12 protein-coding genes are annotated in these 15129 nt (G+C 60.1%); 11 read left to right on the top strand and 1 reads right to left on the bottom strand.

The window, feature by feature from the left end; genetic code table 11:
* Position 1: 1 nt before the first annotated feature.
* The 11 genes from murG (at position 2) to HMPREF3130_RS06330 (ending at position 14090) form a co-directional block, all read left to right on the top strand.
* A complete protein-coding gene (gene murG, locus HMPREF3130_RS06280) occupies positions 2–1174 on the top strand; it encodes an undecaprenyldiphospho-muramoylpentapeptide beta-N-acetylglucosaminyltransferase (RefSeq protein ID WP_016422999.1) in 1173 nt (390 codons plus the stop codon).
* Between the two features lie 13 nt (positions 1175–1187).
* Positions 1188–2681, top strand: coding sequence for a UDP-N-acetylmuramate--L-alanine ligase (gene murC, locus HMPREF3130_RS06285; protein ID WP_070429550.1), 1494 nt, complete (start codon positions 1188–1190; stop codon positions 2679–2681).
* Positions 2682–2685: 4 nt separating this feature from the next.
* Positions 2686–3462 carry a cell division protein FtsQ/DivIB gene (locus HMPREF3130_RS06290; protein ID WP_049192950.1) on the top strand — a complete coding sequence of 259 codons (777 nt, stop codon included), beginning with the start codon at positions 2686–2688 and terminating at the stop codon, positions 3460–3462.
* Positions 3463–3730: 268 nt separating this feature from the next.
* The gene (ftsZ, locus tag HMPREF3130_RS06295; RefSeq protein ID WP_070429551.1) at positions 3731–5050 is read left to right on the top strand and encodes a cell division protein FtsZ; all 1320 of its coding nucleotides are present in this window, start codon (positions 3731–3733) and stop codon (positions 5048–5050) included.
* A gap of 6 nt (positions 5051–5056) precedes the next feature.
* Complete coding sequence (gene pgeF, locus HMPREF3130_RS06300) at positions 5057–5779, top strand: peptidoglycan editing factor PgeF (RefSeq protein WP_070429552.1); 723 nt, start codon at positions 5057–5059, stop codon at positions 5777–5779.
* 122 nt (positions 5780–5901) lie between these two features.
* Positions 5902–6423 carry a cell division protein SepF gene (sepF, locus tag HMPREF3130_RS06305; RefSeq protein WP_048731168.1) on the top strand — a complete coding sequence of 174 codons (522 nt, stop codon included), beginning with the start codon at positions 5902–5904 and terminating at the stop codon, positions 6421–6423.
* A 63-nt stretch (positions 6424–6486) separates the two neighbouring features.
* On the top strand, positions 6487–6786 hold the full coding sequence (locus HMPREF3130_RS06310; protein ID WP_048731166.1) for a YggT family protein: 300 nt from the start codon (positions 6487–6489) through the stop codon (positions 6784–6786).
* A gap of 398 nt (positions 6787–7184) precedes the next feature.
* Complete coding sequence (locus tag HMPREF3130_RS06315; protein WP_049170271.1) at positions 7185–8198, top strand: DivIVA domain-containing protein; 1014 nt, start codon at positions 7185–7187, stop codon at positions 8196–8198.
* 420 nt (positions 8199–8618) lie between these two features.
* Positions 8619–11879 carry an isoleucine--tRNA ligase gene (gene ileS / locus HMPREF3130_RS06320; protein ID WP_083276346.1) on the top strand — a complete coding sequence of 1087 codons (3261 nt, stop codon included), beginning with the start codon at positions 8619–8621 and terminating at the stop codon, positions 11877–11879.
* A gap of 15 nt (positions 11880–11894) precedes the next feature.
* Complete coding sequence (locus HMPREF3130_RS06325; protein WP_070429553.1) at positions 11895–13361, top strand: DNA polymerase IV; 1467 nt, start codon at positions 11895–11897, stop codon at positions 13359–13361.
* 66 nt (positions 13362–13427) lie between these two features.
* Entirely contained in the window at positions 13428–14090 is a 663-nt protein-coding gene (locus HMPREF3130_RS06330) for a sugar O-acetyltransferase (RefSeq protein ID WP_016422989.1), read from the top strand.
* Between the two features lies 1 nt (position 14091).
* Here HMPREF3130_RS06330 and HMPREF3130_RS06335 read toward each other — a convergent pair whose 3' ends face one another.
* On the bottom strand, positions 14092–15069 hold the full coding sequence (locus HMPREF3130_RS06335) for an asparaginase (protein WP_070429640.1): 978 nt from the start codon (positions 15067–15069) through the stop codon (positions 14092–14094).
* Positions 15070–15129 lie beyond the last annotated feature (60 nt).

Raw genomic sequence — 15129 nt, forward strand, 5'->3', positions numbered from 1 at the left:
CATGGCAGACAAGAATCTGGGCGCAGCCGCTGGGGCGAAAGGCGCTTCGGAGTCTGAGCAGTTTCTCAAGGAAGATGGCTCTGCTCCGACCATTGTGGTGGCCGGCGGTGGTACGGCTGGCCATATCGAACCTGCACTGGCAGTAGCGGATGCGATTTTGAAACTGCAGCCGGATGCCCGCGTCATTGCACTCGGTACGAATCGGGGGTTGGAGTCGACCCTCGTACCGGCGCGAGGCTATGACCTGGAGCTGATTCCGCCAGTGCCGGTGCCGCGCAAGCCGACTGCGGATTTGTTCAAGCTGCCTCTCAACGTCGCTCGTGCGGTGCGTGAGACCCGCAAGGTTTTCAAGCGTATTGACGCTGATGCGGTCATCGGCTTTGGTGGCTACGTATCGGCACCGGCCTACATGGCGTGCCGTGCGGGGAAGAAGATTCCGTTCCTGGTTCACGAGGCCAACGCCCGTGCGGGCCTGGCCAATAAGCTCGGTGTCGCACTCGGGGGCGTCGGCTTGGCCGCCGTGACTGGCTCTGGCCTGAAGGCCGAGGTTGTTGGCAATCCCGTGCGTGCCAGTCTCGCGGCGTTGGACCGCGACGCCAAGCGTGCCGAAGCCCGCGAGTTCTTCGGTTTACCGCAGGAGGGTCCGGTGCTCTTTGTCACCGGTGGTTCGCAGGGGGCACGTTCCATCAACGAAGCTGTTACCGGTGCAGCCGCAGAGCTCGCCAACGCCGGTGTATCTGTACTGCATGCCTACGGCAAGAAGAATCACGTCGAGGTCGAGGCTATCCGCGAGGACGCCCCCTATGTCGCTGTGCCGTACATCGACCGGATGGATCTGGCGTACTCCGCCGCCGACCTGATTTTGTGCCGTTCCGGTGCGATGACGGTGGCTGAAGTCTCAGCTGTCGGCTTGCCTGCGGTGTATGTACCGCTGCCACACGGAAATGGGGAACAGGCGCTCAACGCCACCGATGTCATCGATGCTGGTGGCGGTATTCTCATCGCCGACGAGTCGCTGACTGCGGCATCAGTTTCGGATATCGTGATTCCGCTGGTCACGTCCCCAGAAAAGCTTGCCGACGGGCGCCGCGCCCTGGCCAACATTGGACATGGTAACGCTGCGGAGAACATCGCCCGTCGGGTGCTGTCTGCGGCTGTGAACTCTAAGAAGTAAAGCGAGCATAAACATGAACGTTAATTTCGATGACTTTCAGCCGGTAACGGGAGAGCTGCCCGCAAGTGTCCACATGATTGGCGTTGGCGGTGCCGGTATGTCCGGTATCGCTCGCATCCTGTTGGCGCGTGGCATTCGTGTTACCGGTTCCGATGTCAAGGAGTCCCGCGCGGTGGTGGGACTGCGTGCGATGGGAGCCACCATCGCCATTGGGCATGACCGTGCGAATCTTGAGCTTGCTGGCGAGGGAGAGCTGCCGGACGCAGTGGTCATTTCCTTCGCAGCTATTCCGAAGACGAATCCGGAGCTGGCCGGTGCACATGAGCTGGACATTCCGGTGCTCAAGCGCTCCGATGTGTTAGCGCTGTTGATGCAGGACTCCAAGGCTCTCCTGATCGCCGGTACTCACGGCAAGACCTCGACTACGTCGATGACCGTCGCCGCTTTGCAGGCAGCTGGTTTGGATCCGTCTTTTGCCGTTGGCGGTCTGATGAGCAAGGCCGGTGTCAATGCTCACCAGGGCAGTGGTGACGTTTTTGTTGCTGAGGCCGATGAGTCGGATGCCTCGCTGTTGACCTACCAGCCGGAAGTGGCCGTAATTACCAACATCGAGCCCGATCACCTTGACTTTTTCGGTGACGACGAGACCTACTACGCCGTCTTTGACGCTTTTGCAGAGCGCATTAAGGATGGCGGTCATCTGGTCATCTGTGCTGAGGATCCGCATGCGGCCGCATTGGGCGAGCGCGCGGTGGAGCGCGGCATTAACGTGCTGGCTTATGGTGGGGAAGAAGCCTTGGCTAAACACCCGACGCTGCCGGTCGGTGCCGTTTTGCACGGCTGGACTCCCGTCGGTGGTGGCGCCCGCGTGGAGGCCACTGTTGGCTCGACATCGGTGAGGTTTGAACTGCATCAGCCCGGCCGTCACATGGCGCTCAACGCGCTGGCCGCAATGGTTGGTGGCGACTGCGTCGGGGCAGATTTGGGGCGTATGGCGCGCGGTCTCGGTGAATTCACCGGTGTCCGTCGCCGCTTTGACTACCACGGCAGTATCGGCGAGGGGCCATTTGTTGGCGCTCGTATCTACGACGACTACGCGCATCACCCGACCGAGGTCTCCGCAGTTCTGGGCGCAGCTCGGGAGTTGGTCACCGAGGCCGGTCGTGGCAAGGTCATCGCTGTGTTCCAGCCTCACTTGTACTCGCGTACTCGCAACTTTGCCGACGAGTTCGCTGCCGCCCTGTCTCTGGCGGACAAGGCCGTATTGCTCGATGTCTTCGGCGCCCGCGAGGAGCCACTGCCGGGCGTCGACGGCGCGCTCATTGCCAACAAAATGACCATCCCTGTGACGTATGAGCCGCATTTCACCAGCGTCCCGGCTCGCGTTCGCGAAATCGCCGAACCGCACGATGTCATTCTGACCATCGGCGCTGGCTCTGTGACGATGCTTGCCGACGAAATCGTGCGCGAGCTCAGCGGAGACAACGACGAACAGGTGGAGTCGTAGCACTGTGAAAACCAGCCGAAAGCAATCTCAGCAGACCGACGGTGCAGACCGGGGCACAACAGCGTCGCGGCGTCGGCGTTCAGCGCGCGCCCCGCGACGCGGCTGGCTCATCGGCGGTGGCCTGGTCGCGATTATCGCCATCGTTGCAGCGGTGGTGTGGTTTTCGCCGTGGCTGGTTGTGAAAAACATCGATGTTGAAGGCGTCGTCCACGGGGATAAAGACGCGATTGTCGAGGCCAGTGGTATCTCCGAGAATCAAAAGCTCATTCGCTTGGACACGGATGCCTCAGCGCGCTCCGTGGCGGGGCAGCCGTGGGTCGATAGCGTGACTGTCAGTCGTTCGTGGCCGCAGGGCGTGACTATTTCGGTACGGGAATTCACCCCGGTGGTGTTTGTCCGTGCCACTGACGGAGAGCATCTGTTTTCCGCAAATGGTCAGGAGTTCGTCACGGCAGCCCCGCCGGCGGGTGTCATCGAGGTTGTTGATGCACCTCGTGTGGATGAGCCAACAGACGGCAAAGTTGACCCCGAACCGCGCGTTATCAAGGCGGTTTTGAACGTCGTCAAGGCGTTGCCAGAGCCCGTTGCACACCGTGTGGAGCGGATTAGCGCTCCTTCCGAGGCAGAGATCAAGCTATTTCTGACCGATGGATACGAGGTGTACTTCGGGTCCTCGGATAATGCGGCAGAAAAGGCACGCGCGACGGAGATTGTGCTGAACCGTGGCGAGAAGATTTGGAATGTCTCCAACCCCCGACTACCCGCTGCTAAGGGAGAGTAGAGAATGGTGGTGTCTGGAGTGATTTCTGTGGCTAAACACTATCCCTCAAGTGCAGGTTTAAGGTAGCGACACGCGCTAAAAGGTCGCTGAATTATTTGCAGTTTTCGACCACAATGGGGTCAACAGCTTTTCGGCCATGATGCACTTCTTCCGTGCGGTGTCATGGAGAGCTGTACTGCCCGGCGGTGCCAATGCTGTCGTGCGGCCCATGTGCAACGTGGCTAGATGAAATTATTTAGGACCTATAGGAAAGGGCGAGAAACGCGCAATGACCTCCCCGAATAACTACCTCGCCGTTATCAAAGTCGTCGGTGTCGGCGGCGGTGGCGTCAATGCTGTCAACCGCATGATCGAGGAGGGGCTGAAGGGTGTCGAATTTATCGCAGTCAACACCGACTCGCAGGCCCTGATGTTCTCCGACGCTGATGTCAAGCTCGACATTGGGCGTGAGGCAACTCGTGGTCTGGGAGCTGGCGCTAACCCCGAGGTTGGCCGCACTTCCGCGGAAGACCACAAGGACGAGATTGAAGAGACCCTCAAGGGCGCCGACATGGTCTTCGTTACCGCAGGTGAGGGAGGTGGAACCGGTACCGGTGCAGCTCCGGTTGTCGCGAGCATCGCCAAGAAGTCCGGTGCCCTGACCGTCGGCGTGGTAACCAAGCCGTTCGACTTCGAGGGCAAGCGCCGTGCACGCCAGGCCGCCGAGGGCATTGAAACCCTCAAGGAGGTCTGTGACACCCTTATCACCATTCCGAACCAGCGTCTGCTGCAGATTGGTGAGCAGGATCTGTCCATGATGGACGCGTTCCGCTTCGCCGACGAGATTCTTTACAACGGTGTCCAGGGTATTACTGACCTGATTACCATTCCGGGCATGATTAACGTCGACTTCGCCGACGTCCGCTCGGTAATGGCTGAGGCTGGCTCGGCTCTGATGGGCGTTGGCTCCGCGCGCGGCGACGACCGTGTGATGAACGCCGCTACTCAGGCCATTAACTCCCCGCTGCTGGAGTCCACCATGGATGGTGCACAGGGTGTGCTTATTTCCGTCGCCGGTGGCTCCGACCTCGGCTTGATGGAGGTCAACGCCGCCGCGTCCATCGTGGAAGAAAAGGCTGATCCGGATGCCAACATCATCTTCGGTACCATCATCGACGACAACCTCGGTGACGAAGTTCGCGTCACTGTGATTGCTACCGGTTTTGAGCAGGGTAACGGCAACCCGCTGGACAAGCCAGCCGCAGGTGCCGCTGCACGTCCGGCTGCACAGGATGCCGAGGCGCGTCCGGCCGCTGAGCAGGCACCGCGACAGGGCAGCGCACTGCCGGGCGGTGACAACCTCGGCGCTCCGGCCCCGCGTGCGGAGGAAGAGCGCCCGGTCGCACAGCCGCGCGAGCGTGAGGATCGCGACCGCTTTGTCCCGCGCACCAACCCGAACAGCGGTGGTCTGTTCACCGACAACCCGACACCGCGTACGCAGGAAAACCGCAACTACCGTGGTGCTCACCGTTACGAGGATCGCGATGACCGCGACGACCGTCGTGGCGGTTACCAGGCTTCCAGCGACCTGCCGGAGTGGGGCTTCTAAGAAATCATGACTGAATCCCGCCGCAGCCGAAAAAATCTGACGAATCGGCGCGGCGGGTTTTCGCTGCCACCATATGATTCCTTCAATCTTGGAGATCATGTCGGCGATGACCCGTCCGCAGTCGAACGCAACCGCCAGCGCTTGGCCGATTCTCTGGGAATCGACCGTGCCCGCTTCGTCTATATGGAGCAGCTTCACACCAACACGGTCACCGTCGTCAACGAACCACAAACTGAGCCTGTCCCGGCCACCGACGCCATCGTCACGACCACGCCGGGTCTCGCGCTGGTAGTACTCGTTGCCGATTGCGTTCCCGTCTTGCTTTCCGACGATCATGCGGGTGTCGCCGCTGCGGTACACGCGGGGAGGACCGGCGCCCGCAACGGAATCGTTCGTAAATCTGTCGAGAAGATGATTGAGCTCGGTGCCACGCCCGAGAATATCCATGCGCTTCTCGGTGCGGCGGCTTCTGGCCACAATTACGAGGTGCCTGAGTCGATGGCCGATGACGTCGATAAGCATTTACCCGGAGCGAAGACGCGAACGAAGCAGGGGACTGCCGGTGTCGACGTGCGCGCCGGCCTGATACGTCAGCTCTATGACCTCGGTGTGCGGCATGTCAACGTTGAGCCCAGCTGCACTATTGACAATGAGCAGTACTTTTCCTACCGGCGGGAGGGGAAGACTGGCCGTCAGGCGGGCATCGTAATCCTGCCTGAGCAGGGCTAAGTTTCAAAGTTGTAATTTTGGCGCGCCAAATTTGCGCGTGTCTATGCGATATTGTCAACCCAGCCGGTAGGTTGTGGGTAGCACAGACTTAAATTCGCACACTAAGAAGGACGTAGCAGAAGATGGCTGATTTCTTCCGTGGGGTTTCAAATTTTTTCGGTCTTACCCCGACTGATGACGCGGCTTACGACGAGCACTACGACGAGTTTGACCGCCGTGACGAGGAGCGTTTTGATGACTCCTATGCCGACTCGCGTCGTGCGGAGCGCCACCGCTACGAGCTGCGCGAAGAGGCTCCACGTGAGACTGCAAGTGTGAACTCCCGCGAGGAGGACTACCGCTACGGCAACCTGCACTCCGTTGCTGAGACCAAGGAACCGGAGCAGGTCTTCATCAAGCCGGAAAGTGGTTTCCAGGACAAGTACTCCAAGGCTCCGGACATCGGTTCGCACTTCCGCGACGGTGACATTGTCACCTTCGATCTGAGTGAGCTTGACCCATCTGAGGCTAAGCGCTACGTCGACTTCGTTGCTGGACTGGTTTTCGGTCTGCGCGGTCGAATCAAGGCTGACGGCTCCGTGTTCACCCTGTACCCGCATGGCTGCGATGTCAACGAGGGCCAGTTCGACCGGATGTCCGGCTAGTCAGCCGGCTCGCATGGCTTGTTAGTGTTTCGTATTTCGATTAATTAGCTAGACTGTTTATTCGTGTCTTCACTACTGCTAGTTCTGCTAATCCTGCTGAAGCTTTTCACCTATCTGCTGTTGGCTCGCATTGTGATTGAAATGATTCAGTCATTTTCTCGCTCTTGGCGACCAGGCAGGGTGTTTTCGTCGATTGGCGAAGTTGTTTTTGTCATTACCGACCCGCCGGTGAAGCTGTTGCGCCGACTCATCCCGCCTATGCCGATGGGCAACGTGATGGTGGACATGTCTGTGCTTGTTTTGTTCTTCATCCTTATGATTCTGCGAATGGTGCTGCAGGTAGCTCTCGGCGCGGTGGCGTAAATATCGCTAACTGTTTGCTTGGGATCCACAATGTGGATTTCGGTGGAGCTGTGTTGTTTTGACTGTCCCGAATGCGATGTTCTCGGGCATTGAATTGCCGCCGGGGGTGTTAATCGGGGGCAACAATAGGAACCCGTTGGGGATTGTAATCCCCAATGGGTTTTTATTGTGTCGGGGGTAAAGTTCTGTGGCTAAAGGTGCAGGGTAAGGGCGAGGTTTAACGTTTTACTAGAACTTTGCCATTGGTTAGAACGTGGGGGATAGAGTCCTGCCCAAAATAAATGGGGTGAGGACTGTGACTAGAGCAGGTAGGATTGGCCGGGTAAACAGTACTACTGGAAATAATTCTCTTAAGATTTCTTAAGAACTGTCCGCTCAAAGTGTTAGGGGAACTCACCATGCCGTTGACTCCGGCTGATGTGCATAATGTGGCTTTCAGCAAGCCTCCGATTGGCAAGCGTGGTTACAACGAGGACGAGGTCGATCAGTTCCTCGACCTCGTGGAGGACGCACTGGGTGAGCTCCAGGATGAAAACGCTGAGCTGCGCCAGCGGGTTGAGGACCTTGAGGGTCAGCTAGAGCAGGGTGGCGGCGCAGACTACGCTGCTTCCGGTGCTGCCGCTGCGGCGCCGGCTGTCGATGAGGACAAGCTGCGCAAGGAAATTGAGCAGGAGCTGCGCGCTGAGTACAACGAGCGCCTGAGCGCTCAGCAGCAGGAGATTGAGGCTCACTACCAGGATCGTCTGGATGCTCTTGAGAAGCGTGCTTCTGAGGCAGAGGCTTCTGCACAGCAGGCTTCCTCCGCAGCTGCGGAGCAGCCGCAGGCAGTTGCAGCAAGCACCGGCACCGAGTCGCAGGAAGTTAGCCTCCGCGCTGCTCGTATCCTGCAGGCTGCTCAGGACACCGCTGATCGCGTCACCACTGACGCCGACGCTGAGGCCAACAAGCTTGTCACCGAGGCTCGTGAAAACGCTGACCGCACCGTGGCAGAGGCCAATGAAGAGGCCGAGCGCACTATCACCAACGCTCGCAATGAGGCAGAAGCAACTTTGGCTGATGCCAAGAAGCGCAGTGAGCAGCTGTTGGCTGATGCCCGTAACGAGTCTGAGTCGACCCTCACTGACGCTCGCCAGCGCAGCGAGCAGATGATCAGCGACGCAGACGCTCGCTCTAACGCCACCATCACCGCAGCGCAGCAGAAGGCAACCGCGCTGCAGGACGATGCAGAGCGCAAGCACCACGAGATCATGACCACCGTCAAGGAGCAGCAGACCGCTCTGGAGGGGCGCATCGAGGAGCTGCACATCTTCGAGCGCGAGTACCGCACCCGCCTGAAGACCTTCCTGGAGTCCCAGCTCGACGACCTGAACTCTCGCGAGTCGGCTGCCCCGGCCGACGGCTACAACAACTAATTACGTAGCCAACACGTAGAAAACCACCACGCTCGGCTCCCCAGAGAGGGGAGGCAGAGCGCGGTGGTTTTTGCTATCTTTCCCTGCGAACCAATCGCATTCTTTGTTCCGGTCAGGGTTGTAGTAGTTGCCTGAGACACTGCTATACTGACACCCATACGCGCAATGAGCCGGCCATCACCGGGGAGCGTTTCGGAAGAACAGTCCAGTAGAAAATGGGCCCAGTAGAACCGAACGGTTTGGCACCGTTACAAAGCCTTATTAAATAAGCGGGCTATCGCGTGAAACCGCATGGTTCTTGTTCGCAAGAACCGTCGTAAAGCGTGATGCCAAGCGGGGTGGTACCGCGCGAGACTCCTTTTCAGCGTCACCAGTAACAACGCTGAAGGGGCTAGGCATGCGTCCCCGTGGTGAGTATTAATGATGTTCGACCACGGAAGTGACGTAGAAACGGTGTCTAATTCGAACGATGTAAATGCCTCTGCTGAGGCCACTCCGGCAGGTGGCGCGTATCCGCGCACTGCTGACTTTGGTAAGTACACCTCCAGCCCGAAGTTTCCGGAACTGGAGGAAAAGGTTCTGGAGTACTGGGGCAAGGACAGCACTTTCCAGGCCTCTATCGATCAGCGTAATGGTGCTGACGAATACGTCTTTTATGATGGCCCGCCGTTCGCCAACGGTCTACCGCACTACGGTCACCTGCTGACCGGTTACGTCAAGGACATTGTTCCGCGTTACAAGACCATGCGTGGCTACCAGGTTGGTCGCGTCTTTGGCTGGGACTGCCATGGTCTGCCGGCGGAGCTGGAGGCAGAGAAGCAGCTCGGTATTAAGGACAAGGGCCAGATCGAGGAAATGGGTCTGGCTAACTTCAACAAGTACTGCGCTGAGTCGGTGCTGCGGTACGCGGGCGAGTGGAAGGAATATGTCACTCGTCAAGCGCGTTGGGTTGATTTCGACGGCGGATACAAGACCATGGACATGAGTTACATGGAGTCCGTGATTTGGGCCTTCAAGGAGCTCTACAACAAGGGCCTGGTCTACCAGGGATTCCGCGTGCTGCCGTACTCCTGGGCAGAGCACACCCCGCTGTCCAACCAGGAGACCCGCCTGGATGACTCCTACAAGATGCGGCAGGACCCGACTCTGACCGTGACCTTCCCGTTCACCGGCGCCAAGGCAGGCTCGGCAGCGGAGAAGACGCTGGCGGACAACCCGGTGCTCGCTGACACTGCAGCTATCGCTTGGACCACCACGCCGTGGACGCTGCCGTCCAACCTTGGTCTGGCCGTGAACCCGAAGGTCACCTACGCCGTAGTTAAGGTCGGCGAGGATTCCTCCGTGCCGGAGTTTGCAGGTAAGACCTTCCTGCTGGCAGAAGCGCTGATTGGTGCCTACGCCAAGGAATTGGGCAAGGAACACGAGGTCGTGGCTACCTTCGCTGGTGCTGACCTGGAAGGTCTGACCTACCAGCCGATCTTCGACTACTTCGCAGATCACCCGAACGCTTTCCAAATCATGGTGGCCGATTATGTCACCACCGAGGACGGTACTGGTGTGGTCCACCAGGCGCCGGCCTTCGGTGAAGACGATATGAACACCTGTAATGAATACGGCATTGATGTCATCATTCCGGTGGACATGGACGGTAAGTTCACTTCGCAGGTGCCGGAGTACCAGGGCAAGTTGGTCTTTGACGCCAACAAGGACATCATCCGTGACCTGAAGGCCGCTGGCCGCGTCGTCCAGCACCGCACCATCGAGCACTCCTACCCGCACTCCTGGCGTTCGGGCGAGCCGCTGATCTACATGGCACTGCCGAGCTGGTTTGTGTCCGTTACCAAGATCCGCGAGCGCATGGTGGAGCTCAACCACAACGAGATTGAGTGGATGCCGGAGCACGTCCGCGACGGTCAGTTCGGCAAGTGGCTCGAGGGCGCACGTGACTGGAACATCTCCCGTACCCGCTACTGGGGATCGCCTATTCCGGTGTGGGTTTCCGACAACGACGAGTACCCGCGTGTCGACGTCTACGGTTCCCTCGATGAGCTGGAGGCGGACTTCGGCGTTCGCCCGACCACACTGCACCGTCCGGAGATTGACGAGCTGGTTCGCCCGAACCCGGACGACCCGACCGGTAAGTCCATGATGCGCCGCGTCCCGGATGTCTTGGATGTCTGGTTCGACTCCGGTTCCATGCCGTTTGCGCAGTTCCACTACCCGTTCGAGAACAAGGAGTGGTTCGAGTCCCACGCACCGGCCGACTTCATTGTGGAGTACATCGGCCAGTCCCGCGGCTGGTTCTACCTGCTTCACGTCCTGTCGGTTGCACTGTTTGACCGCCCGGCGTTCAAGAAGGTCGTCGCCCACGGCATCGTGTTGGGCGATGACGGCAACAAGATGAGTAAGTCCAAGCGCAACTACCCGGACGTCAACGAGGTCTTCGACCGCGACGGCTCCGACGCCATGCGCTGGTTCCTCATGTCCAGCCCGATTCTGCGCGGCGGCAACCTGATTGTCACCGAGCAGGGCATTCGCGAGGGCGTGCGCCAGGCGCTGCTGCCGATGTGGAACGCATACTCGTTCCTGCAGCTCTACGCTTCCAAACCGGCCGAGTGGTCGGTAGACTCCGACAACATCCTGGACAAGTACATCCTGGCCAAGCTTGCAGCAACCGTCCGTGCTGTTACTGAGTGCCTGGACAACACTGACATTGCTTCTGCCACCGATGAGGTCCGTCAGTTCTGTGACGCACTGACCAACTGGTACGTGCGCCGCTCCCGCGACCGCTTCTGGGCCGGCGATGTCAAGCACCCAGAGGCCTTCAATACCTTGTACACGGTGCTGGAGGTTCTCACCCGCGTGGCTGCTCCGCTGCTGCCGATGGCCACCGAGGTCATCTGGCGCTCGCTCACTGGCGGCCGCTCGGTGCACCTGGAGGATTGGCCGGACGTCGACAAGCTGCCGACCGATGACGAACTCGTTGAGTCCATGGACATTGTCCGCAATGTCTGCTCGGCAACATCGCGCATCCGCAAGGCCAACCAGCTGCGTAACCGCCTGCCGCTGAAGAAGCTGACCCTGGCATTCCCGGATGCCGAGCGTCTGCGTGAGTACACCGACATCGTTTCCTCCGAGGTCAACGTCGACAAGGTGGAGTTCACCTCCGACGTGGACTCGGTGGGACGATTCGAGGTCTCCGTCAACGCTCGCGTGGCCGGTCCGCGCCTGGGTAAGGACGTCCAGAAGGTCATTAAGGCTGTGAAGTCTGGCAACTATGAGGTTGTCGACGGCGCGGTTGTCGCCGATGGCATTCCGCTGCAGGAGGGCGAGTACACCCGCAACCTGGTCGCGATCTCGCCGGATTCCACCGCTGAGGTCGACGGCGTCAATGGCCTGGTTGTGCTCGACACTGAGCTCGACGAGGACCTGGAGTCCCGCGGTTGGGCCGCTGACCGCATCCGTGGTCTGCAGGATGCCCGCAAGAACGCTGGCCTTGAGGTCACCGACCGCATTTCGGTGAAGTTGCAGGTGCCGGCCGAGCGTGAGGAGTGGGCCAACCGCCACGCTGACCTCATCGCCCGCGAGGTTCTCGCAACCGCTTTCGAGGTCGTCGCTGGCGGAGAGTCGCTGAGCTACGACGTGGCGGACGGCTGCTCGGCGGATATTGCCAAGCAGTAGGGGAGAGTAATCTCTATGCCGACTTCCGGGCGGTGGGTTCTGCACATCGACATGGACGCGTTCTTCGCGTCCGTCGAGCAGCTCACCCGCCCGACTCTGCGCGGGCGGCCAGTCCTCGTCGGCGGACTGGGCGGTCGAGGTGTGGTCGCCGGTGCCTCCTATGAGGCCCGCGCGTACGGCGCGCACTCGGCTATGCCGATGGCTCGCGCACGTCGTCTCATGCCACCGACCGCAGTGACGGTCAGCGCGCGCAAGGGCATCTACGGGCCGGTGTCGCGCCGCGTGTTCTCTGTAATCCGCGAGCGCGTGCCCGTGGTCGAGCAGCTCAGCGTCGACGAGGCTTTCATGGAACCCGAAGAGCTTCAGGGAGCCTCGAAGGAGCAGGTCATTGCCTGGGCGGAGCAGCTGCGGGCAGATATCCGGCGGGAGACCGGCTTGGCTTCGTCGATAGGCGCGGGCGCGGGCAAGCAGTTCGCGAAAATTGCGTCAGGCCTGGCGAAACCCGATGGCGTGTACGTGCTGGACCCCGCACGCAATCACGAGCTTCTACACCCATTGCCGGTAGAGAAGCTCTGGGGTATTGGCCCTGTCACCGCTGCGAAACTGCACACGCTGGGTGTGGAGACGATCGGTGATTTTGCCGCCATGTCCCAGCGCGATGTCGAGGTTTCGCTGACATCCAAAACCGGCGTGATGCTGTGGCAGCTGGCGCAGGGGACAGATGATCGGCCGGTTAAGGAGCGCGATGTCGCCAAGTCGGTATCGGCGGAGTACACCTATCCTGAGGATTTGGAGTCGCAGGCCCAGCTCCACGCCGCCGTCGATCGCGCGGGTGAGTCCGCTTTTCGACGACTCAAAAAAGATGGCCGTGGTGCCCGCACCATCACTTGCAAGGTGCGTCTGTCTGACCTGAGCATCCATACCCGATCTGAGACGCTCGCCTACGCCACACAGGATTTCGACACCCTTATGGCAGTGGCGCACCGAATCGCGTTCACGCCCGCGGAGGTCGGCCCAGTGCGACTGGTGGGCGTCGGTTTCTCCGGGCTGGATTCGCACATACAAGAAGTCCTGTTTCCTGAGCTCGACCGCGCAATCACCGTCGAAGATCGAGTACCAGCACCTGCGCTTTCCGACGCTCCCGCCGGCCTGGTCGAGCTATCTGGAACCGGTGCGTTGCCGACCGTTCGGCTTTCCGACTCCAAGTGGGCACCCACCTCGGACGTACACCACAGCGAGTATGGACATGGTTGGGTGCAGGGTTCGGGGCACGGGATTGTGACTGTCCGCTTTGAAAGCCGCACCAGTGGCCCCGGGCGCATGATCACGCTGAAGGAGGACGACCCGGAGCTGCGTCCGTGCTCCGCGGTGTGCAGTTTGGACTGGCCGGAGTGGCTGGCATCCGACGAAGCAGCAGCTCTCGACTTGCCGCAACCTGAACGGGAAAGCGAAGACGAACTCGGCCCCGACGCGGATGCTTGATATGGCTGACTGCCTCAGTGCCGTTCGCGGCTCTCTGTTTATGCGCTGTCCGTAAACTGGGGCACTATGACTACCGCATCCCGCATTGCAGAGCTCGAGGCAGCTCGCCGCGCCTCGTTGCGCAACACCGATCGAGATCCGAATCCGTCGACCACACTTCCCGACGACGGTCTGGATAACCGCCAGCGCATGCTGAACGGTCAGTGGTATATCGCCGATCATCCGGAATCACAGGCTCTGAACGTGCGAATTGGCCAGGTGGCCGCTGAATTTGAGGTCGCATTCCGCGAAGACCAGCAGGCAGCACAGCAAGTGCTAGCACCGGCACTGGGGTCTTTCGGAGAGAGCAGCACCGTTCGCCCGCCGATCTACCTGGACTACGGCGATAACATCCACATCGGCGACAACGTTTTCATCAACTTTGGGCTCACCGCACTTGACGTGGTGAAGGTGACAATCTGCGACTATGCGCAGCTCGGGCCCAACGTACAGCTGCTTCCACCAGTACACCCACTGGGAGCTGAGGCCCGCGCCGCTTATCTAGAGTCTGGAGATGAAATCATCATCGGCCGCAATGCCTGGATCGGTGGCGGAGCCATCATCCTGGGCGGTGTTCACGTCGGCGACAATTCTGTGGTCGCCGCGGGTGCCGTGGTGACTAAGGACGTTCCCGCGGGCGTAGTTGTGGCTGGAAACCCGGCGAAAATCATCCGCATCATCGAGGCGTGAATTAGAACAGCGTCTGCGGATGCACATTCGCAGCCAGCGCGGCGGCGAGAATGATGCGCGCCTGCGGTGCATGCACGCAACCAGCGCTAATCACACCGTGCCGAGCCAGCGTCGCACCGCCACCGGCACCGCCGTAGGCGGCGTGGACATCACCGCGCGGAACGCGCGTTGCCATCACGACGGTCACATCAGCCGCAATGGCCCGGTCAATGGCAGCGGCAAACTCATCGGAGACATTGCCCGACCCCAGGCCCTCTACGACAATGCCGCGTGCACCGGCGGCGACTGCCGAATCCAACAGTGATCCATCTGCACCCAAGTAGGCGGGGATAATCTCTACCTTCGAGCCCGCCAATGCCGCCAGAGGCAGCGGATCTGGACGAACCGGCTCCTCCGGTGCATTAGTGGCAAAAGCCAAAGGATCGGTTGTGTGCCACTTCGTCGCACCTCGTACCGGCAAGACTGCGTGGCCAAAGACAATAAGAACGCCAATTCCCTGCGCAGAGGCATCGGAAGCAATGGTCACGGCTTCAAAGAGGTTCCCCGGTCCGTCGGTTTCCGGATGATCATAGGGAAGTTGTGCACCAGTAAAGACAACCGGACGCGAGTCAGCATGGAAAATATCGGCAGCCATGGCCGTTTCCTCCATCGTGTCCGTGCCATGAGTTACGACGACACCGTCCACGGAGTCGTCGTCAAGCACTTCGTGAATAGTGGCGAGAATACGGTCAACGTCGGTGAACGCGAGATTCGACGAGTCCAGCATCCCGAGCTCACGAACCTCCAGCTCTAACATGCCCTCTGGATAACGCTGCGCGACCGCTGCGACGAGCTCCGTGCCCGAGATGGTCGGGGTTAGCGCACCGCTGCGATCCGTGGTGCAGGCGATGGTGCCGCCGGTGGTGATGACAACGATTCGGCGAGGGGAGACCGTGCTAGACGAGGCCGAGCTAGCCGGGGAATGATCCTGAGTCGACATGTCCACCATCTTACCTAGGCGATGTTTTGGCCTTGTGTAGGATTATGGAAGGCGTGAAGC

This window comes from Corynebacterium sp. HMSC14B06 (assembly GCF_001807075.1).
GTDB classification, from domain to species: Bacteria; Actinomycetota; Actinomycetes; order Mycobacteriales; family Mycobacteriaceae; genus Corynebacterium; species Corynebacterium jeikeium_D.